Below are 19,233 nucleotides of genomic sequence, written 5' to 3' on the forward strand. Positions count from 1 at the left end.
TGGCGGAATTTGTCGGCCGAAAGCTCCAGCACCGGTCCCGCCACCGCGATGCCGGCATTGTTGACCAGCCCGGTGAGCGTTTCACCCGCCAGCGCCGTGCGAACCTCGCGCGCGGCCGCCAGTACCGCGGCCTCATCGGTGACGTCGAATAATAGCGGCGTGAAATTGGCGCCGAATTCGCCTTTGAGGCGGTCGGCATCGGCTGGCTTGCGCACACTGCCGAACACGCGAAAGCCGCGGCTCAGCAACAGTTTTGTCGCGGCCCAGCCGATCCCGGTGGACGCGCCGGTAATGACAACGGATTGCATGGCATGGCTCCCCTTTGCAGCGCGTTTTGCACGCACTTCCACCGGGAGAGTTAGGTAGACTGGAAACGAAAGCAAGGCCGGCGGGCGGTGATGGCGGCGCGTTGCCGGAACCTCATCCTGAGAGCCTGACTGAAAATGCCGTCAACGGGCCGAAGGTCTAGGATTGTCATTGCGAGGAGCGAAGCGACGAAGCAATCCACTCTTCGTTGTGCAAAAGCTGGATTGCTTCGCTTCGCTCGCAATGACGGTGCAAATTTCGTTGACTGCCCATGGTTCGAGACGCACGAAGACGCGCGCCTCACCATGAGGCTCGTGAGCTCAGTTCTTGGTCTTGTCCACCAGAGCGCCCTTCTTGATCCACGGCATCATGTCGCGCAGCTTGGCGCCGACGTCCTCGATCGGATGGGCGGCGAGCTTGGCGCGGGTGGCCTTGAACGAGGTCTGGTTGACCTTGTTCTCCAGCATCCAGTCGCGGGCGAACTTGCCGGACTGTATGTCGTCGAGCACCCGCTTCATTTCCTTCTTGGTCTCGGCGGTGACGATGCGCGGGCCGGTGACGTATTCGCCGTATTCGGCGGTGTTGGAGATCGAATAGTTCATATTGGCGATGCCGCCTTCATAGATCAGGTCGACGATCAGCTTCACCTCGTGCAGGCATTCGAAATAGGCCATCTCGGGCGCGTAGCCGGCTTCGACCAGCGTCTCGAAGCCGCCCTTGATCAGTTCGACCAGGCCGCCGCACAAAACCACCTGTTCGCCGAACAGATCGGTCTCGCATTCTTCCTTGAACGAGGTCTCGATGATGCCGGCGCGGCCGCCGCCGATCGCGGAGGCGTAGCTCAGCCCGAGATCGTGGGCGTTGCCCGAAGAATCCTTATGAATCGCGATCAGGCAGGGCACGCCGCCGCCGCGCTGATATTCCGAGCGCACGGTGTGGCCGGGACCCTTGGGGGCGATCATCAGCACGTCGAGATCGGCGCGCGGCTCGAGCAGGTTGAAATGCACGTTGAGGCCGTGGGCGAACAGCAGCGCCGCGCCGTTCTTCATGTTGGCGTGCAGATGATCGCGGTAGATGTCGCCCTGCAATTCGTCGGGGGTCAGCATCATCATGACGTCGGCCCACTTGGCGGCCTCGGCGACTTCCATCACCTTGAAGCCGGCGGCTTCCGCCTTCTTGGCGGAGGCCGATCCCTTGCGCAGCGCGATGGCGATTTCCTTGACGCCGGAATCCTTCAGGTTCAGCGCATGGGCATGGCCCTGGCTGCCGTAGCCGACGATGCAGACCTTCTTGCCCTTGATCAGGTTCAGGTCGGCGTCGCGATCGTAATAAACACGCATGGTCGTTCCTCTTGGCTGGGCGGGCGGAGTGCCCGGATCGTGCTGTTTTCTGGGTGTTCTGCCGGCCCGGTACACTGGTTCGGCTGGCAATTTCCGGCGTTGTCTAGTCCATTTTTAACCTCAGGGGAAACCCGTTTATGCATGGCGCAGCGCGGCATCATGCGTCCATAAAGACCGGATAGAGCGAGGCCAGCAGCAGCACCGCCATCAGGACGTTGAAAACCCGCACCGCCGTCGGCGAGGTCACAAAGGAGCGCAGCGAACTGCCGAACAGCGTCCAGGTCAATGACGACAACGCTCCCATGACGAACATCAGCGCGGCCTGTATGGCGATATTCCACGGAAAGCTGGCAACCGCGGAATAGGCGGTAATGATGCCGATCGCCATCACCCAGCCCTTGACGTTGACCCACTGGAACAGCACCGCGCCCCAGAACGTCATCGGACCACGCTGGTTGTCCTGCCCCGGCGTAACCGACCCGGACATTGCGATGATAACGGCCAGATAGATCAGGTACGCGATGCCGACATATTTCAGGATGGTCTGCAGCACCGGATAGGCGATGAAGATGGCGCCCAGGCCGAGACCCACGGACGCGACCATGAGTGAAACCCCGATCGCGATGCCCGCGATATGCGGGAGGCTGCGACGGAAGCCGTAAGTCAGCCCTGACGACAGCACCATGATGTTGTTGGGTCCCGGCGTGAACGCCATGACCGCGCCGAAAACGACAAAGGCTGCGAACAGCGACTGCGACATGTTCCCTCAAGCAATCCTAGGCAGGATTTGCACCCGCTTCGACAGCCGCATGATGGCGATGCCGGCGACCACCGTGATGGCGAGACAGACATCGACAGGCTTCATCGACGTCCCTAGCTCTGCTCGCCATGTTTCGGTTTGCGCAGCAAATAAGTGCCGTGCAGCGGCGCGTGATAATCGACCGAGATCAGCGTGAAACCGGCGTCGACCAGCATGCGCTCGATCACCCAGCCGAAGGTCGAATATTCGTCGCGCATGTGGGTGACGACACTGTCGCGGTCGAAATCGTGATTCTTGATGCTGAAATCGGCCCACTGATCGACATCGCGCTCGGTGCCATCAGGCGTGCTGACGAACACGATATCGCGCAGATAGAAATTCGCGCCGGGTTTTAATGCACCAAAGATCCGCGACAGCGCCACGGCCTTCCAGAAATCCGGCAGATGATGCAGCGTGAATTCGCTGACGATCAGGTCATACGAATTCGGCTTATAGGCAAAGCTCAGCAGTCCGGCCGACTGGGTGCGGATCGCAACCTTGCGATCCCTGGCCTGGATGTCGGCGAGCGCCAGCATCGCCGGTGAAATATCGATGGCGTCGACCTCGGCGCCCATCTGCGCGGCTTCGCAGGCCAAAACGCCGTTGCCGCAGCCGATATCGGCGACCCGCCAGCCGCGCTGCACCCCCAGCATGGTCAGCGCCGCGCGGGCGCGCAGATCGCTGTCGTCATGGCGGTCGTAGATCGAGGCGACCGCGGAATCGAGACCGATCTGCCGCCGTTCATTGTAGTACCAGTCGCGCGCCAGCATGGTTCACATCCCCTCGGCCCCGCGGCCGATCGCGGCGACCCCGGTGCGCGACACCTCGACAAGGCCGAGCGGACGCATCAGGTCGATGAACTGGTTGATCTTGGCGGAGTTGCCGGTGATCTCGAACACGAAGCTTTCGGTGGTGGCGTCGATGACGCGGGCGCGGAACGCCTCCGCGAGCCGCAGCGCCTCGACGCGATGCTCGCCGGTGCCGCGCAGTTTCACCATCGCCAGTTCGCGCTCGATCGAGCGGCCGGACAGCGTCATGTCGACCACGCGATACACCGGGACCATGCGGTCGAGCTGGTGCTTGATCTGCTCGATCACCATCGGCGTTCCCGTGGTGACGATGGTGATGCGCGAGACGTGTTTCTGGTTCTCGGTTTCGGAGACGGTGAGACTCTCGATGTTGTAGCCACGGCCGGAGAACAACCCGATCACGCGGGCGAGCACGCCGGGCTCGTTCTGCACCAGTACCGAAAGCGTGTGCGCCTCGGTCGGAACGCGGCGCTCTTCCATGAAGTAGGCGGATGCGGGCTGGTTCATGTTACTCGTTCCCTTCGCGCTCACGCCGGCGCCCTGGCGTCGGTCGGGGCGTTGCTGTCCGCAACGACCCATCGGTTGAACAAATCGAAATCGATATTGCCGCCACTCATGACGAGGCCGACGCGCTTGCCGCGAAGCCTGGCCTTCTCCTGCAGCGCTGCGGCGAGCGCCGCAGCGCCGGCGCCTTCCGTCAGATTATGGGTATCGGTCCAGTAGGCGCGCATCGCCACCGCGATCTCGGTGTCCGTGACCTGCACGATGCGGGAAGCGCCCTTGCGGATGATATCCAGCGCATCCGCGTCGGGAACGCGGGTCGCCATCCCGTCGGCGCGCGTGTTGCTGCTGTTTGTCCGCACCACCGTGCCGGCCGCGAACGACAGCGCGTAGGACGGCGCCTCGGTCGACTGTACGCCGACGATTTCCGTTTTCAAGCCGAGCAGGTCGCGCGCCAGGATGCAGCCGGAGATACCTGAGCCCTGCCCGATCGGCACATAGAGAATATCGAGATCGCGGGCCTTCCTGAACAGTTCGAGCGCGTATGTCGCAACCCCCAGCACCAGATCGGAATGAAAGGACGGCACCAGTTCGAGCCCGTCCTGGATCGCGCGGCGCCCCGCCTCTTCGCGGGCAATCTGGAAATCCGAGCCATGCTCGACGAGGTTGGCGCCGAAGGCCCGCATCGCCCGGTTCTTTTCGACCGAATTGCCCAAGGGCACGTAGATCGTGGCCGGAACGCCGTAACGGCTCGCCGCAAAAGCAAGACTCTGGCCGTGATTGCCTGTGGTCGCCGAGATGATGCCGGCCGTGCCCGGCCGCTCGCGCTTGAGGCGCTCAAGATAGACAAGTCCGCCGCGCACCTTGAAGGCACCGGTCGGCGTGTGGTTCTCGTGCTTGACGATCACGGTGGCGCCAAGCCTCTCGGCCAGCAGCGGCCACGCATGCGCCGGCGTCGGCGGCACCGCCGCACCAACGATGGCGTGGGCGCGTTCCAACTGGTCGAGATCAAACATCGGCGCTGCTCATGGTCACACCAGCGCCTTACCGCCAGCGAAGGCCGCGGCGGTGGCTTCGTCATTGGCCTCGGCGGGCAGCAGCATTTCGTTGTGGGCTTTGCCGGAGGGGATCATCGGAAAGCAGTTCTCCAGGCTCGCCACCCGGCAGTCGAACAGCACCGGCCTCTTCACCTTGATCATGTCGGCGATGGCGCCTTCGAGATCGCCGGGCTTGAATACCTGGAAGCCGACGCCGCCATAGGCCTCGGCCAGCTTGACGAAGTCCGGCATCGCTTCGGAATAGGAATGCGACAGCCGGTTGCCGTGCAGGAGCTGCTGCCACTGCCGCACCATGCCCATGTACTGGTTGTTCAGGATGAAGATCTTGATCGGCAATTCATATTGAACCGCCGTCGACATCTCCTGCATCGTCATCTGCACCGAGGCGTCGCCGGCGATATCGATCACGAGGCTGTCGGGATGGGCGACCTGCACGCCCAGCGCCGCCGGCAGGCCATAGCCCATGGTGCCGAGACCGCCCGAGGTCATCCAGCGGTGCGGTTCCTCGAAGCCGAAGAACTGCGCCGCCCACATCTGGTGCTGGCCGACTTCGGTGGTGATGTAGGTATCGCGGCCTTTGGTCGCCTCGAACAGTTTCTGGATCGCGAATTGCGGCAGGATAACATCGCCGTTCTTCTTGTAGGCCAGCGAATTGCGCGCGCGCCATTTCGCGATCTCCTGCCACCACGGCCGGATATCGGGCTTCTTCGCCTCCGCCTTGAACACCTGCAGGAGATCGCCGAGCACGTTGGCGGCATCGCCGATGATCGGAATATCGACGCGGATGTTCTTGTTGATCGACGAGGGATCGATATCGATATGGATCTTCTTCGAGCCCGGCGAAAACGCATCGGTGCGTCCGGTGATGCGGTCGTCGAAGCGCGCGCCGACGCACAGCATGGCGTCGCAATCATGCATCGCCATGTTGGCTTCATACGTGCCGTGCATTCCGAGCATGCCGAGCCAGTTCGCGCCCGATGCCGGATAGGCGCCGAGCCCCATCAGCGTCGAGGTGATCGGAAAGCCGGTGGCTTCGACCAGCTCGCGCAGCAGTTTGGAGGCTTCGGGACCGGAATTGATGACGCCGCCGCCGGAATAGATCACCGGGCGCTTGGCCGAGGCCAGCAAGGCCACGGCTTTGCGGATTTGCGCCGCGTCGCCCTTGACCCGGGGCGCATACGACACATGCACGTCGGATTTGCGCGGCGGATGATAGGTGCCGACCGCGAACTGCACGTCCTTTGGCACATCGACCACCACGGGACCGGGACGTCCGGTGCTCGCGACATAGAAGGCCTCGTGCAGCACCTTGGCGAGATCGTTGACGTCGCGCACCAGCCAGTTGTGCTTGGTGCAGGGCCGGGTGATCCCGACAGTGTCGCATTCCTGGAACGCGTCATTGCCGATCAAATGGGTGGGCACCTGCCCGGTGATGCACACCAGCGGGATCGAATCCATCAGCGCGTCGGTCAGCGGCGTCACCATGTTGGTGGCGCCCGGCCCCGAAGTCACCAGCACCACGCCCGGCTTGCCGGTAGAGCGCGCGTAGCCTTCGGCGGCGTGGCCGGCGCCCTGCTCGTGGCGTACCAGGATGTGCTCGACCTGGTCCTGCTGGAAGATCTCGTCATAGATCGGAAGCACCGCGCCGCCGGGATAGCCGAAGATGTGCTGGACGCCATGATCGATCAGCGCGCGCACGATCATGGCTGCGCCGGTCATCTGGTTCGGATCGTGGCTCTTGTCGCTCATGGCTGGCTCCGGATGCGCTGTTGTCAGCGGCTTGGTCAGTTGGATTTCTTGAGCAGGTTTCTTGGTAGATTTCTTGGTAAGTTTCTCGGCTAGGTCCTTTGGAAAATAAAAAGGGGCCCGAAGAGGCCCCTGCACACCGCCCGATTTTGGATGGCCCTAGCCATCCCCGGCGGTGCGCCTGGGTACGACGATAATAAGAAGCTTGGTAATTTTATTACGCATATGGCCGCCTGGACTTCCCAAAGGTTGCGCGGTTATAGCCACCCGACCCCAGAAGTCAAGGGAGGACGGCTTTCCCGGCGATTTCGACAGACTAACCGGGTTCCGGGCGTTTTTCTACAGTCATTCCGGGATGCGCGAAGTGCAGACCCGGAATCTCGAGATTCCGTAGCCCGGATGAGCGAAGCGAAATCCGGGAGCGGCCTCATCTGCTTTCCCGGATGTCGCTTCGCTCATCCGGGCTACGAAGTCGTGCCTCCAGCCACCCCCTCGCCGCCTCCCGCCTCACCCATTCGAACTCCGGCAGCTGATGCCGGAACCAGGTGAACTGCCGCTTGGCGTAATGGCGGGTGTCGGCGCGGCCGATCTCGGCCGCCTGGTCGCGCGTGATCTCGCCATTGAGATGGCGGATCAGCGCCGGCACGCCATGGGCCTTCATCGCCGGCAGCAGCGGATCGAGCCGGCGTGCCGCCAATGCCGCGACTTCCTCCATCGCACCGGCTGTCAGCATCGCATCAAAACGCGCATCGATCCCAGCATAAAGCGCATCGCGATCGGGCTCGAGAAACAGCGCGCTGAAGCTGCCCGGCGGCAACAGCGGCGGCAACCCGTCGCGATGCCAGTCGGTCAGCGAGCGGCCGGTCGCTTCGACAACTTCCAGCGCGCGGGCGATCCGGGTGCGATCGCGTGGCTTGAGGCGTTGCGCGGAAACAGGATCGCGCCGCACGAGCTCGGCATGCAGTGCCTCGACGCCGTCGCGTTCCAGCCGCGCCCGCACGCTTTCGCGCAATTCAGGCGGGATCGGCGGCACCGCCGACAGACCGCGCGTCAGGGCCTTGAAATAGAGGCCGGAACCGCCGGCAAAGATCGCCAGGCGATGTTGCGCGCGGGCTTGCGCCAGCGCAATCGCGGCATCGCTGACCCAGGCGCCGGCGGAGAAATTCACCGCGGCGTCGACATGGCCGTAGAGCCGATGCGGAACCATCGCCTCCTCCTGGTGCGTCGGCCGCGCCGTGAGGACGCGCAGATCGCGATACACCTGCATGGAATCGGCATTGACGATGACACCGCCGGTTGCTTGCGCCAGCTCGAGCGCCAACGCCGACTTGCCGCTGGCGGTCGGCCCTGCGATAAGCACAGCAGTAGAGCTCACATCTTGCGAATTCACGGCATGTCTCTCGTCGCCACGCTGATCTGCAATCCCGCCGACCCCGCGCTCGATAGCACGGTGATCGACGGCGCGCGCGCCATTCTTCCCTCACCCGGCCCCGCGCAATGGTTGTTCGACGAAGTCGCCGTCGACATCCCCTTCACCGGCAGCGAGGATATCCGCGCCGTCGAACACCGCCTGCGCGAGGCGCGCGGCGACCTGCCGATCGACATTGTCGTGCAGCCTCAGGCGTTCCGGCGCAAGAAGCTTTTTCTGGCCGACATGGATTCCACCATGATCGGCCAGGAATGCATCGACGAGCTCGCCGACTATGCCGGCCTGAAGGCGCATGTCGCCGGGATCACTGAGCGCGCGATGCGCGGCGAAATCGAATTCGAGCCGGCGCTGCGCGAACGCGTCGCGCTGCTCAAGGGGCTGCCGGTCAGCGTGGTCGACGAGGTCCTGAAGCAGCGCATCAAGCTGACGCCGGGCGGCCGCGAACTGGTCGCGACCATGCGCGCCCATGGCGCCTGGACCTGTCTCATTTCAGGGGGGTTTTCGCTGTTCACGAACGCCGTGGCCGGCATGATCGGGTTTCAGGAAAACCGCGCCAATGAATTAATGGTCGAGGACGGCAAGCTCACCGGCGAGGTCCTTGAGCCGATCCTGGGCCGCGCCGTGAAACTCGCGACCCTGACCGAGCTGCGCGAATCCTTCGATCTCGACAACATCGACACGCTGGTGGTCGGCGACGGCGCCAACGATCTCGGCATGATCGAGAGCGCCGGCCTCGGCGTCGCCTACCACGCCAAGCCCGCCGTCGCCGCCGTGGCGGCCGCCCGGATCGATTATGGCGACCTTACCGCATTGCTCTATGCGCAGGGGTATCGGCGCGAGGAGTTTGTGGGGGGATAGGGCACAATGCCGACCGTCCTGCGCTGGGGACCCTATCGCGCGTTCTTCTATTCGATCGGGATAGGGGGGAGCCTCGCAGCTCCGCCCCTCCCACACCACCGTGCGTACGGGTCCGTACACGGCGGTTCGAGAGGTTGCGCTAACACGATTGGAATAAGGATGGCAGGCCGAGCGATTTGAAGTATGCATTTGAGAGCCCAGTAGAGATAGCTCTGCTGCGGGCGAGATACCAAGGACCGCGGCCGCTGCCGGCCGTGTTCCTTGAAGCCCACTCTGAGACCCCATTTGCGATGAGTGCCGCGCGGCGGCGCCGTGGGGTTTTCCATTGGCGCCACAGAGCGGCCCGCAGTCGCAGTCGGACCCAGCGAGTGAGGGCTATCAGCACCTCGGGCGTTTCGCAGAAGCCGAAATAGCCGCGCCAGCCCCGCATATAGGTGGCCAGTTCTTCCATTGTCGTCTTGATGCTGACGCCCTTGGCCCTTCGCGGTGTCCCGGATTCGTTGCTTGAACCGTTCCAGCGATTTCGGCGCAATCGTGCGCTTGATGTCTGGACCAGCCGTAAAGCTGAACCCGAGGAACTTTCGTTCCTGCGGTCGTGCCACCGCACTCTTGGTCTCATTTACCTTGAGCTTGAGCTTTTGTGTGATGAAGCGCGAGATGCTCTCCATCACCCGCTGACCCGCGCGTTCGCTGCGAACGTAGATGTTACAGTCGTCCGCATAACGAACAAAGCGATGTCCCCGGCGCTCCAACTCGCGGTCGAGTTCGTCGAGCACGAGGTTACTTAGCAGTGGCGAAAGAGGACCTCCTTGCGGAGTTCCTTCCACGCTGGGGCTGACCAGTCCGTTCTCCATCACCCCGGCATTCAAAAATGCCCGGATGACCTTTAACAGCTGCTTGTCCTCGACGCGCTTGGCGATCTGGCTCATCAGTTTGTCATGATTGACTCGATCGAAAAATTTTTCCAAATCGAGATCAATCACCCATCCGCGGCCTTGCGCAATATATTGCTGCGCTTGAGCCACGGCGTGATGCGCCGACCGACGCGGTCGGAACCCATAGCTGTATTGGGAGAACGTTGGATTCCATTGCCTTTGCAGAACCTGCATCACCGCTTGCTGGATAAAGCGATCCAGCACGGTTGGGATGCCAAGCTTTCGCACCCCTCCTCCATCCGGCTTCGGGATTTCCACCCGTCTCACCGGGTTTGGTTCGTAGGTTCCGTTCAGCAATTGCTCCCGAATGGACGGCCAGTGCTGCTTCAGATAGTCGCCAAGCTGATCGACCGTCATCCGGTCGACGCCCGCGCTGCCTTTGTTGCTTCTCACCTGCCGCAATGCTTCCTTCAAGTTTGCTCGTTCACATATTTCCTCCATGATTCGACTCGTGTTAGCTGGGCGTTCGGGTTCATGCCCCACCGAGAGCGATTCGATGTCTTCCCGCAACGCCTGCCGGGCTTCACCCGTCGGCGCCGATGAGAAGTCCAGTCTCAACTGGATGTTCAGCCGCTTGTCGCTCTCGAGATTCATGTCCTACTTGCCTCTCCTCTCGTTCGGGCCTTCAGTCACCGTTCCCGGCTCGGCCTATCTGTTGACTCCGCCTTTCGGCATGGAGTGCCTCACTAGCCTTGCCGACGACATAACCTAATATGCCCTCTGCTGACTTCTGCCCCGCGGTCAGGATGCCTCGCGGCATTCTCAGTCGCCGAAGCGACACGGGACAGATCTCCTGGGGTAATCTCAGCCGCCTTCCGCGCACTGCCGCCGAATCTACGCTTCGCATCTTTGATGGATATGGACTTCGCGGTACGTTGCCCGCTCGTCCGACGCTTGCGCCTTGTATTCGGTTTTTGTCCATCGACTCACGCGTTTGCTCGATGCTTCTTTCAGACACCGCCTCGCGGCGGTAGCCCTTGCACTTTGCTAGCCCTTCACCTCCATCAGGTTGGGCAGAGGACTTTCACCTCCAAGCTGCTGAGCATGCCCAGCACACAACGAACGCGGCGAGCCGCCGCATATTCACGTCAGGTCCGGAGATTTCGAAGCCAAATTCTGGCTACATGATCTCTCAGTCGCGGTGAATGCGGGATTTCCCGCCCATGAAATCGGCGCTATTATCCGCCATCTGAGATCGCAACGCGATGTCCTCGAAGGCAAATGGCATGAGCACTTTGGAAATTGATGTCGGCGATATCAGGCCGGTCTCGGTTGCCTTCACCGCTGACGAACTCGTGGTGACGCTGGCGGATGGCCGCAAGATTGCGACGCCGCTCGCGTGGTACCCGCGATTGCGGGATGCCGGGCTGGCCGCGCGTGGGCGCTTCGAGCTGATGCCGATGGGGATTCATTGGCCTGATCTGGACGAAGACCTCGGGATTGCCGGGATGTTACAGGGCCGCCCGGCAACCTGAGGCAGCGTACTGTCATGTCGCCCCCCACGCACGCGGGGACCCATACACCGCGGCGGCACGGTGTTATGCCAGATGGCTGAGGCCAGATTTCTCTTTTAGCTACTAACGCCTGTGGCCATGGGTCCCGGCGCCCGTGCGCAATTGCGCACTAGGCCGGGACGACATTTCATATTGTTGTGCGTGCCCATCTGCTCCTGTGACGCATCCCTATAAAGCGCGCTACTGCACGCTCAGCGCCACGAACCGCAATTCGCCTTCGGCGTTCGACACCAGAAGCAGGATGGATTTCTTGCCGTCCTTCTTGAGCTGATCGATGCGCTTCTTGACGTCGGCGGCATTGCTGACCGCCTCCTGCGCCACCTCGACGATCACCTCGCCGGGGCTGAGCCGCTTCTCGGCGGCGTCGGAGGCACCATCGACATTGGTGATGATGACGCCCTTGACGCTGTCCTTGATCTTGTAGCGGCTGCGCAGGTCCTTGCTCAAGGTCGCAAGATCGAGACCAAGCGCCTTTTGCGTCACCGGCTTCTCGACCGGCTCCGGCGTCTTGTTCGACGCCTGCACCACCTTTTCACCGTCTTCGAGGCGACCGAGCGTAACCTTCTTGGTTTCTTCCTGGCCCTTGCGGATGACGACGACGTCGACTTCCTTGCCGACGGCGGTGTCGGCGACGACACGCGAGAGGTCCTTCGGCTCCTTGACGTCCTTGCCGTCGAATTTGACCACGACATCACCGGGCTCGATGCCGGCGGGTTTCGCCGGGCCCTTGTCGTCGACGCCGGCAATCAGGGCGCCGCGCGCGGGCTTGATGTTGAGGCTTTCGGCGATCTCGTCGGTGACCTGCTGGATGCGCACGCCGAGCCAGCCGCGGCGCAGCTCGCCGAACTGCCTGAGCTGATCGACCACGCTGGCCACCGTCTTCGAAGGCACCGCAAAGCCGATGCCGATCGAGCCGCCGGTCGGCGAGATGATCAGCGTATTGACGCCGATCACTTCGCCGTCGAGGTTGAACAGCGGGCCGCCGGAATTGCCGCGGTTGATGGCGGCGTCGGTCTGGATGTAGTTGTCATAGGGGCCCGAGGCGATGTCGCGGTTGCGCGCCGAGACGATGCCGGCCGTCACCGTGCCGCCGAGGCTGAACGGATTGCCGATCGCGATCACCCATTCGCCGAGACGCAGCTTGTCGGAATCGCCGAACTGTACCGCGATCAGCGGTTTCGGCGGCTTGAACTTCAACACCGCAAGGTCGGTCTTCTTGTCGACGCCGACCAGTTCCGCCTTGATCTTGGTGCCGTCATTCATGATGACGTTGATCTCGTCGGCATCGGCGATGACGTGATTGTTGGTCACGACGATACCCGAGGTGTCGATGATGAAGCCGGAACCGAGCGAGTTGGTCTTGTGCGGCTGCAGATCGCCGCCCTTGGAGCCGCCCGGACCGCCGCGGCGGTTCTTGAAAAAGTCGTCGAAGAATTCCTCGAACGGCGAGCCCGGCGGCAATTGCGGCATCGCGCCCCGGCCTTCACCGGAGGGGCCGTTCTTGGCTTCCACGGTCTGCGAGGTCGAGATGTTGACCACCGCGTCGATCACTTTCTCGGCAACGTCGGCGATGCCATCGGGGCCGCGCGCCAGCGCCGGCGCCGACGTCAGGACGCTCATCGCGCCAATGCTGGCGCTGAACCAGATCGCGGCCATTAACGGGCGCAGGCGATGGCTCAAGGCTGGGGTCGCACCGGTCATATCAGATCTCTCTTCTTGAAAACGGGACGGAATTTAAAGTCCACAGTGCGCCCGAACGGGGTGACGGCGCAAGCATTTGAGCCCAGCATTTCGGCGAAAAACGGACGCAGCCGCTCACGACGGCGTTGATCCCGCAGCCTTTTCGGGAACGCCTACCATTTGTCATTCCGGGGCGATGCGAAGCATCGAACCTCAGATGTGCCCTTGCACGCCGGGGAATCTCGAGATTCCGGGTTCGGCGCTCACGCGCCGCCCCGGAATGACAAACGATCAGCGCCGGACCACCCATATCAGGATCAAACCGGCGACCGCCGAGCCGATGCCGACCACCCGCAGAAGGTTGTCGGGCGTCGCCAGCGCGCTCTTCATCGCCCGGCGCATCCAGGCCGGGCTGGCCGCGAACAGCAGGCCTTCAAGCACAAACAGAATTCCCACACCGATGAGGAAGTCGGCGAACGCTATGGACCTCATCGGACTGGAACCTCCCTGTTTACTGTTGTTTTTGCTTGGTGAAGGCCAAGCGAGTTCCGCTTCGCCCCCTGTTCTGATTCGCGCCGTACGTTACGGCTTGGCCGCCGGTTCAGCCGCCGCCACGGGCGCCTTGCCGGAGGAGTTGCTGAAGAACTTGAAGAAGTCGGAATCCGGCCGCAGCAGGAACCTTGTATCAGCGCTCTTCAGCCCGTTCTCATAGGCCGTCATCGAACGGTAGAACGCGAAGAAATCCGCATCCTTGCCATAGGCTTCGGCGAACAACCGGTTGCGTTCGCCATCGCCCTCGCCGCGCACCTGTTCGGCGGACGAATTGGCTTCGGCGACGATCACGGTCGCTTCGCGATCGGCATTGGACCTGATCTCCTGCGCCTTCTGGCCGCCTTGCGCGCGGAATTCGGCGGCCTCGCGCTGCCGCTCGGTCTGCATGCGCTGGTAGACCGCCTGGCTGTTTTGTTCGGGCAGATCGGCGCGCCGGATCCGCACATCGACCACCTGGATGCCGTAACCGCCAGCCTCATGATCGAGCTGGTCGCGAATCCGCCCCATCAGGGCTTCGCGCTCGTCCCGCACCACCTGGATGAAGGTGACCTCGCCGAGCACGCGGCGCAGTGACGCATTCAAAAGCGTCGTGAGCTGGATGTTGGCGGCCTGGATCGAGCCGACGCTCTGATAGAATTGCAGCGCGTCCTTGATGCGATAGCGCGCGAAGGCGTCGACCACCAGCCGCTTCTGATCGGAGGCAATGACTTCCTGCGACGGATTTTCCAAATCGAGGATCCGCTTGTCGACGGGGATCACGGTGTCGATGAACGGTGCCTTGAAGTGCAGGCCCGGTTCAGTGACGACGTCGACCGGCTTGCCGAGCCGCACCACCAATGCCTGTTCGGTCTGCGCTACCGCGAACACCGAGCCGTAGCCGATGATCACGAGCACAAACAGCAACAGCAGCGTGACAATACCTGTAACCGGGGATCTCATCGTGTGGCTCCGCTCTGCGGTTGCGGCTGGCCTGTGGTTGGCGGAACCGGGCGTCGCGCGGTCAGTTCACTCAAGGGCAGATAGGGAACGATGCCCTGTCCGGACGACCCGCCGTCATAGACCAGCTTCTCGGAGCCGCCGAGAATGCGCTCCATGGTCTCCAGATAGATGCGCTGCCGGGTGACCTCGGGCGCCTTCTTGTATTCGTCGTAGACCTTGAGGAAGCGCGCGCTCTGGCCCTTGGCCTCGGCGACCGCCTGCTGCTTGTAGCCCTCGGCGACCTGGATGATCTGCGCGGCGCGTCCCTTGGCATCGGGGACGACGCGGTTGGCATAGGTCTGGGCCTCGTTCTGCAAGCGCTCGAGGTCGGCGCGGGCCGCCTGCACGTCGCGGAACGAGTCGATCACCTGCGCCGGCGGATCGACCTTCTGCATCTGCACCTGCTGCACCAGGATGCCCGAACCGTAGCTGTCGAGCGTCTTCTGCATCAGCTCCTGAACGCTGGCTTCCGTGGTGGTGCGGGCTCCGGTGAGGATCGGCTGGATGTTGGATTTGCCGACCACCTCGCGCATCGCGCTTTCGGCCACCGCTTTCACGGTGCCTTCGGGATTCTGGATGTTGAAGAGAAAATCGGCGACGCCTTTCGGCTTGATGCGCCACAGCACGGTGAAATCGACATCGACGATGTTCTCGTCGCCGGTCAGCATCAGGCTTTCTTCAGGCACGTCGCGCATGGTCCGGCCGCGACGCGCCGGATCGTCGATCAGCGTCATGCCGATCGAGAGCGTCGACACCCGCAGCGCCTTCGGCAGCAGCACGCTCTCAATCGGATACGGCAGATGATAATTCAATCCGGGCTGCGCATCGCGGACATATTTGCCGAAGCGGAGCACCACGCCGAGTTCTTCGGACTGGACGCGATAAAACCCGGACATGGCCCAGATCGCGATCGCCGCGAGCAGCACGATCGCGATGCCGATGCCGCTGAAATACCCCCCCGGCAGCAACTGCTGCAACCGGTCCTGGGCGCGGCGCAGAAGGTCCTCAAGGTCGGGCGGCCTCGGCCCCACCGGCTGCGGGCCGGAGCCCCATGGTCCTTTCGGACCCGAGCCCCATGGGCCTCCGCCTTGATTCTTCCACGGCATCGACGCTCTCCTTCGCGGGCTTTAAGGGCCAAAATACCCCGCCTCGCAATATAAGCAGGCTTTATAGGGGACGGCCCCGGCCCTTACAACGCAAGCTTCTGGCTCGCAGGAGCTATGCTTGAGCCAGTATTTGTCAATGTAAACATTGACTGAAGGGGTTAATGCGAGCCTCGCCGGCGGTATGTGACAAAGGAAAAGTCGGCGCTGTCGTCCGAACCGGCCTTATTCCGAACCCGCGCCACCTCTTCCCACATCGCCGCATCGATGGCGGCGAAATACGTATCGCCCGCGGGCCTTGCGTGGACTTCGGTGACTTCCAGGCGGTCGGCGTATGGCATCCATTGCGCGTAGATTTCGGCGCCGCCGATGACCACGATTTCAGTGGCTAAACGCCGCAGTGCATCGCCGGTCGCGACCGCACGGGCGTCCGCCAACGAGGTCGTCACGATGGCGCCGGGGCTGCGAAAATGGGCGTCGCGGGTGACGACGATATTGGTCCGTCCCGGCAACGGCCGGCGCAGCGAGACAAAGGTCTTGCGGCCCATCACGATGGGCTTGCCGAGCGTCATGGCCTTCAAGCGTTGCATATCGGTCTTCAGGCGCCACGGAATAGCACCAGACGCACCGATCACGCCATTATCGGCGACGGCGACGATGAGGACGATCTCCATCAGCGCGTTCCCTGCGCTAGCGCCGTCAGCGCCGGGCCGCCGAGGCGGCACACCGTCCACTCCTCCATCAATTGCGCACCGAGCGATTTGTAGAATTCAATCGACGGCGTGTTCCAGTCCAGCACCGACCATTGCAACCGCGACCAGCCGTTCGCGACGCATTGTTTCGCCAGATGCGACAGCAGCGCCTTGCCGATGCCGTTGCCGCGCTGCGCGGGCCGCACGAACAGGTCTTCCAGATAGATCCCGGAGCGGCCGCTGAAAGTGGAAAAATTGATGAACCAGACCGCGAAGCCGGCCACTTCACCGTTCCATTCTGCGATGTCGCAGAACAGCCGCGGATTATCGCCGAACAAGGCTGCGCCGATCGTCGCTTCGGTGGCTTCGACTTCGTGGAGCAGTTTCTCGTAGTCGGCGAGTTCGCGAACCAGCGACAGGACAAGCCCCGCTTCATCGGGGCGCGCGCGGCGGATGATGAGGGACATTCAATCGCTCACACTGCGACCTCGGCCCGGATATGGGGGTGCGGGTCGTAGCCTTCGAGCACGAAGTCTTCATAGCGGAACGCGAAGATATCCTTCACGGCGGGATTGATCTTCATGACCGGCAGCGGGCGCGTCGGGCGCGTCAGTTGAAGCCGCGCCTGCTCGATATGGTTCGAATACAGATGGGCGTCGCCGAGCGAGTGAACGAAGTCGCCGGGCTTGAGGCCGGTCACCTGCGCCACCATCATGGTCAGCAAGGCATAGGACGCGATATTGAAGGGCACGCCGAGAAACACGTCCGCCGAACGCTGATAGAGCTGGCAGGACAGTCTGCCGCCGGCGACATAGAACTGGAACAGGCAATGACACGGCGGCAGCGCCATCTTGTCGACGTCGGCCGGATTCCACGCGCTCACGATCAGGCGCCGTGAGTCCGGATTGCGCCGGATCATGTCGATCACGTTGGAAATCTGGTCGAGCTTTCGCCCGTCCGGGGTCGGCCAGGAGCGCCACTGCGATCCATAGACCGGGCCGAGATCGCCATTGGCATCGGCCCATTCATCCCAGATCGAAACGCCGTTGGCCTTGAGATAGCCGATGTTGGTGTCGCCCTTGAGGAACCACAACAGCTCATGCACGATCGACTTCAGCGGCAGCTTCTTGGTGGTCAGCATCGGAAATCCGGCGCCGAGGTTGAAGCGCATCTGATGGCCGAAAATCGACAACGTGCCGGTACCGGTGCGGTCGTGCTTTTCCGCGCCGTCAGAGAGAATCCGTTCGAGCAGGTCGTGATACTGATTCATGGCGTGACGTCGCGGGCCTTTGGCGAGCCGATCGGGCTGGCGGGTTTTAACGTCCGGGCCCGCCGTTCAACAGCGGCGATTCGGCCGGCGGGATCGCTTATACCCGAAAAAATGAGCATCCGGCCCGCCTACGGCAAGGGCAGACAGGGGCCGAAACCGGCCTTCTATCACCCGATCAGGCCGGTAAAACCCAGGCAGCCCCCGGCCAGCAGCATCCAGAACGGATTAAGCTTGGTCGAGGCAGCCAGGATCGCGGCGCCGACCGTGACCAAAGCGGCGACCCAGGTGTGATCGGAGGCCCGCGCCAGGATGTAGCCGCTGGCGCCCATCAGCCCGATCGACAATGGAACCAGCGCCGACTGGATAATGGCGGGCCATCGCGAGTGGCTGGACTTGGTCAGAATGCGGCTCACGCCATAGGCCATCAGGGCGGTGGGAAGACACATCGCCAGGGTCGCGACCAGCGCGCCGGCGACACCGGCGACGGAATAGCCGATCAGGGTCACGATCAGCACATTCGGGCCCGGCGACAGCTGCGATATCGCAAACGCATCGGCGAATTGCTTGTCGGTCAGCCAGTGCTGGACGTCGACCGCGACCCGGTGCATTTCCGGCAATGCGGAATTGGCGCCGCCGACCGCAAACAGCGACATCACGCCGAAGGTCCAGGCCAGCGTCCAGACCGGATTGGCATCTGAATTCATGCTGTCCCTCTTCGTCGCATGAAAAAGGTGATGGCGATGCTGATCGGGATCGCCACCAGCAGGACCGTCGGCAACGGCAGCCGCAACAGCCCGATCGCGACGAACACCGCGGCCAGCACAACCAGTCCAACCACATCGCGCTTTCTAATCAGCGGCATCGCCATCCGGAAGACGACCGCGATCAAAAGGCCGACCGCGGCGCAGCCCACGCCGGCCAGGACACGGCGCAACATCTCGATCTCGCCGAACCGCTGATACAGCATCCCCAGGATGGTCATGATCACGACCGGAGGCCCGACCAGCCCCGAAAATGCCGCGATGCCGCCGGCAATGCCGCGAAAGCGCGATCCGAACACCATGGTGAAATTGACGATGTTCGGGCCGGGCAGGAAATGGCACAGCGCGAAGGTCTCGTTGAACTCTTCCGCGGTCATCCACTTGTGCTGATCGACGATGCCGCGCCGCGCCCACACCAGCACCCCGCCGAAACCGGCCAGCGACATTTTGGCGAACGCGACAAACAACGCGGTCAGGCTGGGCGGAGCTGATAGGGGGATATCCGGCGCCGGAACGGCAGCCGGCGGCGAATCCGGGGGCATGGCTCAAGATTTAGAACGCCGGCCGTGCAAGGCCAACCGCTATTCCGCGTCGTCCACATTCCAAGGTCTGCTTCCAGGCTGCTCGACCGGTTCCATGCCGTCGCAGGTCTGTTTTTCTCAACTTTTGCGCCTTATATTGAGGGTGCCGGTTCGCCGGCTATGGAAATAAATTGCCGTCGCAATAAACCATTCGGACCCGGGGGCAGCACCCGGCGCCTCCACCCAAGCCCGCCGCCCGAAAACGCGGGTTTCGGCGGGGGCGAAACAGGATCGACGAGGGCGTAAAGGGCGTGTTTTTTCCCGGTATGGTTCCGCCGTTATCGGGCTATGCAATAGTTGCAAACGACAACTATGCTCCGG

21 protein-coding genes, 1 other RNA gene and 1 pseudogene are annotated in these 19,233 nt (G+C 62.7%); 4 read left to right on the plus strand and 19 right to left on the minus strand.

Features of this window, described 5'->3' with window-relative positions; genetic code table 11:
• The 8 genes from ABR948_RS16200 to miaA form a co-directional block, all read right to left on the minus strand.
• Window positions 1–308: SDR family NAD(P)-dependent oxidoreductase (locus ABR948_RS16200; RefSeq protein WP_428119609.1), on the minus strand; the 308-nt coding region annotated here is incomplete at its 3' end.
• Window positions 309–626: 318 nt separating this feature from the next.
• The gene (gene ilvC, locus ABR948_RS16205) at window positions 627–1,646 is read right to left on the minus strand and encodes a ketol-acid reductoisomerase (RefSeq protein WP_428119610.1); all 1,020 of its coding nucleotides are present in this window, start codon (window positions 1,644–1,646) and stop codon (window positions 627–629) included.
• 157 nt (window positions 1,647–1,803) lie between these two features.
• Window positions 1,804–2,406 carry a LysE family translocator gene (locus tag ABR948_RS16210; RefSeq protein ID WP_428119612.1) on the minus strand — a complete coding sequence of 201 codons (603 nt, stop codon included), beginning with the start codon at window positions 2,404–2,406 and terminating at the stop codon, window positions 1,804–1,806.
• Between the two features lie 113 nt (window positions 2,407–2,519).
• Window positions 2,520–3,215 (minus strand): class I SAM-dependent methyltransferase, encoded by a 696-nt coding sequence (locus tag ABR948_RS16215; RefSeq protein WP_428119614.1) that lies wholly within the window; start codon window positions 3,213–3,215, stop codon window positions 2,520–2,522.
• 3 nt (window positions 3,216–3,218) lie between these two features.
• On the minus strand, window positions 3,219–3,761 hold the full coding sequence (gene ilvN / locus ABR948_RS16220) for an acetolactate synthase small subunit (protein ID WP_213738858.1): 543 nt from the start codon (window positions 3,759–3,761) through the stop codon (window positions 3,219–3,221).
• A gap of 20 nt (window positions 3,762–3,781) precedes the next feature.
• The gene (locus ABR948_RS16225) at window positions 3,782–4,771 is read right to left on the minus strand and encodes a threonine dehydratase (protein WP_428119616.1); all 990 of its coding nucleotides are present in this window, start codon (window positions 4,769–4,771) and stop codon (window positions 3,782–3,784) included.
• 15 nt (window positions 4,772–4,786) lie between these two features.
• The gene (locus tag ABR948_RS16230) at window positions 4,787–6,562 is read right to left on the minus strand and encodes an acetolactate synthase 3 large subunit (protein WP_428119618.1); all 1,776 of its coding nucleotides are present in this window, start codon (window positions 6,560–6,562) and stop codon (window positions 4,787–4,789) included.
• A 424-nt stretch (window positions 6,563–6,986) separates the two neighbouring features.
• Window positions 6,987–7,949, minus strand: coding sequence for a tRNA (adenosine(37)-N6)-dimethylallyltransferase MiaA (gene miaA, locus ABR948_RS16235; protein ID WP_428119620.1), 963 nt, complete (start codon window positions 7,947–7,949; stop codon window positions 6,987–6,989).
• A 3-nt stretch (window positions 7,950–7,952) separates the two neighbouring features.
• On the opposite strand from miaA, the gene serB reads away from it, so the two are divergent.
• Entirely contained in the window at window positions 7,953–8,846 is an 894-nt protein-coding gene (serB, locus tag ABR948_RS16240; protein WP_428119622.1) for a phosphoserine phosphatase SerB, read from the plus strand.
• A 139-nt stretch (window positions 8,847–8,985) separates the two neighbouring features.
• Here the strand turns inward: serB and ABR948_RS16245 are convergent, their stop codons facing one another.
• On the minus strand, window positions 8,986–9,465 hold the full coding sequence (locus ABR948_RS16245) for a group II intron maturase-specific domain-containing protein (RefSeq protein ID WP_428119644.1): 480 nt from the start codon (window positions 9,463–9,465) through the stop codon (window positions 8,986–8,988).
• Window positions 9,359–10,375 (minus strand): annotated as a pseudogene (gene ltrA, locus ABR948_RS16250) (group II intron reverse transcriptase/maturase); the annotation flags it as partial. The pseudogene ltrA and the gene ABR948_RS16245, both read right to left, overlap by 107 nt.
• 487 nt (window positions 10,376–10,862) lie before the next feature.
• Between ltrA and ABR948_RS16255 the strand changes: the two are divergent.
• Both ABR948_RS16255 and ABR948_RS16260 read left to right on the plus strand, forming a co-directional pair.
• A complete protein-coding gene (locus ABR948_RS16255) occupies window positions 10,863–11,027 on the plus strand; it encodes a DUF4160 domain-containing protein (RefSeq protein ID WP_428119646.1) in 165 nt (54 codons plus the stop codon).
• On the plus strand, window positions 11,008–11,256 hold the full coding sequence (locus ABR948_RS16260; RefSeq protein ID WP_428119624.1) for a DUF2442 domain-containing protein: 249 nt from the start codon (window positions 11,008–11,010) through the stop codon (window positions 11,254–11,256). The genes ABR948_RS16255 and ABR948_RS16260 overlap by 20 nt, the downstream gene beginning before the upstream one ends.
• Window positions 11,257–11,475: 219 nt before the next feature.
• Here ABR948_RS16260 and ABR948_RS16265 read toward each other — a convergent pair whose 3' ends face one another.
• The 9 genes from ABR948_RS16265 to ABR948_RS16305 all read right to left on the minus strand — a co-directional run bounded on the left by ABR948_RS16265 (window position 11,476) and on the right by ABR948_RS16305 (window position 18,873).
• Window positions 11,476–12,996, minus strand: a complete 1,521-nt coding sequence (locus tag ABR948_RS16265; protein WP_428119626.1) for a Do family serine endopeptidase — start codon at window positions 12,994–12,996, stop codon at window positions 11,476–11,478.
• Window positions 12,997–13,266: 270 nt separating this feature from the next.
• Complete coding sequence (locus ABR948_RS16270; protein ID WP_428119628.1) at window positions 13,267–13,467, minus strand: DUF2065 domain-containing protein; 201 nt, start codon at window positions 13,465–13,467, stop codon at window positions 13,267–13,269.
• Window positions 13,468–13,557: 90 nt separating this feature from the next.
• Window positions 13,558–14,466 carry a protease modulator HflC gene (hflC, locus tag ABR948_RS16275; RefSeq protein ID WP_428119630.1) on the minus strand — a complete coding sequence of 303 codons (909 nt, stop codon included), beginning with the start codon at window positions 14,464–14,466 and terminating at the stop codon, window positions 13,558–13,560.
• Window positions 14,463–15,611, minus strand: coding sequence for an FtsH protease activity modulator HflK (gene hflK / locus ABR948_RS16280; protein WP_428119632.1), 1,149 nt, complete (start codon window positions 15,609–15,611; stop codon window positions 14,463–14,465). The genes hflC and hflK overlap by 4 nt, the downstream gene beginning before the upstream one ends.
• 158 nt (window positions 15,612–15,769) lie before the next feature.
• Window positions 15,770–16,282: a dihydrofolate reductase gene (locus tag ABR948_RS16285; RefSeq protein ID WP_428119634.1), complete on the minus strand. Its 513-nt coding sequence runs from the start codon at window positions 16,280–16,282 to the stop codon at window positions 15,770–15,772.
• Entirely contained in the window at window positions 16,282–16,767 is a 486-nt protein-coding gene (locus ABR948_RS16290) for a GNAT family N-acetyltransferase (RefSeq protein WP_428119636.1), read from the minus strand. The genes ABR948_RS16285 and ABR948_RS16290 overlap by 1 nt, the downstream gene beginning before the upstream one ends.
• 8 nt (window positions 16,768–16,775) lie before the next feature.
• Window positions 16,776–17,570 (minus strand): thymidylate synthase, encoded by a 795-nt coding sequence (locus ABR948_RS16295; protein WP_428119638.1) that lies wholly within the window; start codon window positions 17,568–17,570, stop codon window positions 16,776–16,778.
• A 167-nt stretch (window positions 17,571–17,737) separates the two neighbouring features.
• A complete protein-coding gene (locus ABR948_RS16300; RefSeq protein ID WP_428119640.1) occupies window positions 17,738–18,274 on the minus strand; it encodes a chromate transporter in 537 nt (178 codons plus the stop codon).
• Entirely contained in the window at window positions 18,271–18,873 is a 603-nt protein-coding gene (locus ABR948_RS16305) for a chromate transporter (protein ID WP_428119642.1), read from the minus strand. The genes ABR948_RS16300 and ABR948_RS16305 overlap by 4 nt, the downstream gene beginning before the upstream one ends.
• A 105-nt stretch (window positions 18,874–18,978) precedes the next feature.
• On the opposite strand from ABR948_RS16305, the gene ssrA reads away from it, so the two are divergent.
• Window positions 18,979–19,233: a transfer-messenger RNA gene (gene ssrA, locus ABR948_RS16310) on the plus strand; the annotation flags it as partial.

Source organism: Bradyrhizobium sp. (assembly GCF_050014615.1).
Classification (GTDB): Bacteria; Pseudomonadota; Alphaproteobacteria; order Rhizobiales; family Xanthobacteraceae; genus Bradyrhizobium.

Excerpts from the sequence above, each read along its gene's own strand:
- ABR948_RS16230 (WP_428119618.1), bottom strand. The coding sequence starts at position 6,562 with ATGAGCGACAAGAGCCACGATCCGAACCAGATGACCGGCGCAGCCATG.
- ABR948_RS16265 (WP_428119626.1), bottom strand. The coding sequence starts at position 12,996 with ATGACCGGTGCGACCCCAGCCTTGAGCCATCGCCTGCGCCCGTTAATG.
- ABR948_RS16290 (WP_428119636.1), bottom strand. The coding sequence starts at position 16,767 with ATGTCCCTCATCATCCGCCGCGCGCGCCCCGATGAAGCGGGGCTTGTC.
- ABR948_RS16210 (WP_428119612.1), bottom strand. The coding sequence starts at position 2,406 with ATGTCGCAGTCGCTGTTCGCAGCCTTTGTCGTTTTCGGCGCGGTCATG.
- serB (WP_428119622.1), top strand. The coding sequence starts at position 7,953 with ATGTCTCTCGTCGCCACGCTGATCTGCAATCCCGCCGACCCCGCGCTC.
- ABR948_RS16285 (WP_428119634.1), bottom strand. The coding sequence starts at position 16,282 with ATGGAGATCGTCCTCATCGTCGCCGTCGCCGATAATGGCGTGATCGGT.
- ABR948_RS16260 (WP_428119624.1), top strand. The coding sequence starts at position 11,008 with ATGAGCACTTTGGAAATTGATGTCGGCGATATCAGGCCGGTCTCGGTT.
- ABR948_RS16215 (WP_428119614.1), bottom strand. The coding sequence starts at position 3,215 with ATGCTGGCGCGCGACTGGTACTACAATGAACGGCGGCAGATCGGTCTC.
- ABR948_RS16295 (WP_428119638.1), bottom strand. The coding sequence starts at position 17,570 with ATGAATCAGTATCACGACCTGCTCGAACGGATTCTCTCTGACGGCGCG.
- hflC (WP_428119630.1), bottom strand. The coding sequence starts at position 14,466 with ATGAGATCCCCGGTTACAGGTATTGTCACGCTGCTGTTGCTGTTTGTG.
- ABR948_RS16305 (WP_428119642.1), bottom strand. The coding sequence starts at position 18,873 with ATGCCCCCGGATTCGCCGCCGGCTGCCGTTCCGGCGCCGGATATCCCC.
- ABR948_RS16300 (WP_428119640.1), bottom strand. The coding sequence starts at position 18,274 with ATGAATTCAGATGCCAATCCGGTCTGGACGCTGGCCTGGACCTTCGGC.
- hflK (WP_428119632.1), bottom strand. The coding sequence starts at position 15,611 with ATGCCGTGGAAGAATCAAGGCGGAGGCCCATGGGGCTCGGGTCCGAAA.
- ABR948_RS16270 (WP_428119628.1), bottom strand. The coding sequence starts at position 13,467 with ATGAGGTCCATAGCGTTCGCCGACTTCCTCATCGGTGTGGGAATTCTG.
- ilvC (WP_428119610.1), bottom strand. The coding sequence starts at position 1,646 with ATGCGTGTTTATTACGATCGCGACGCCGACCTGAACCTGATCAAGGGC.
- ABR948_RS16225 (WP_428119616.1), bottom strand. The coding sequence starts at position 4,771 with ATGTTTGATCTCGACCAGTTGGAACGCGCCCACGCCATCGTTGGTGCG.
- ABR948_RS16245 (WP_428119644.1), bottom strand. The coding sequence starts at position 9,465 with ATGAGACCAAGAGTGCGGTGGCACGACCGCAGGAACGAAAGTTCCTCG.
- ilvN (WP_213738858.1), bottom strand. The coding sequence starts at position 3,761 with ATGAACCAGCCCGCATCCGCCTACTTCATGGAAGAGCGCCGCGTTCCG.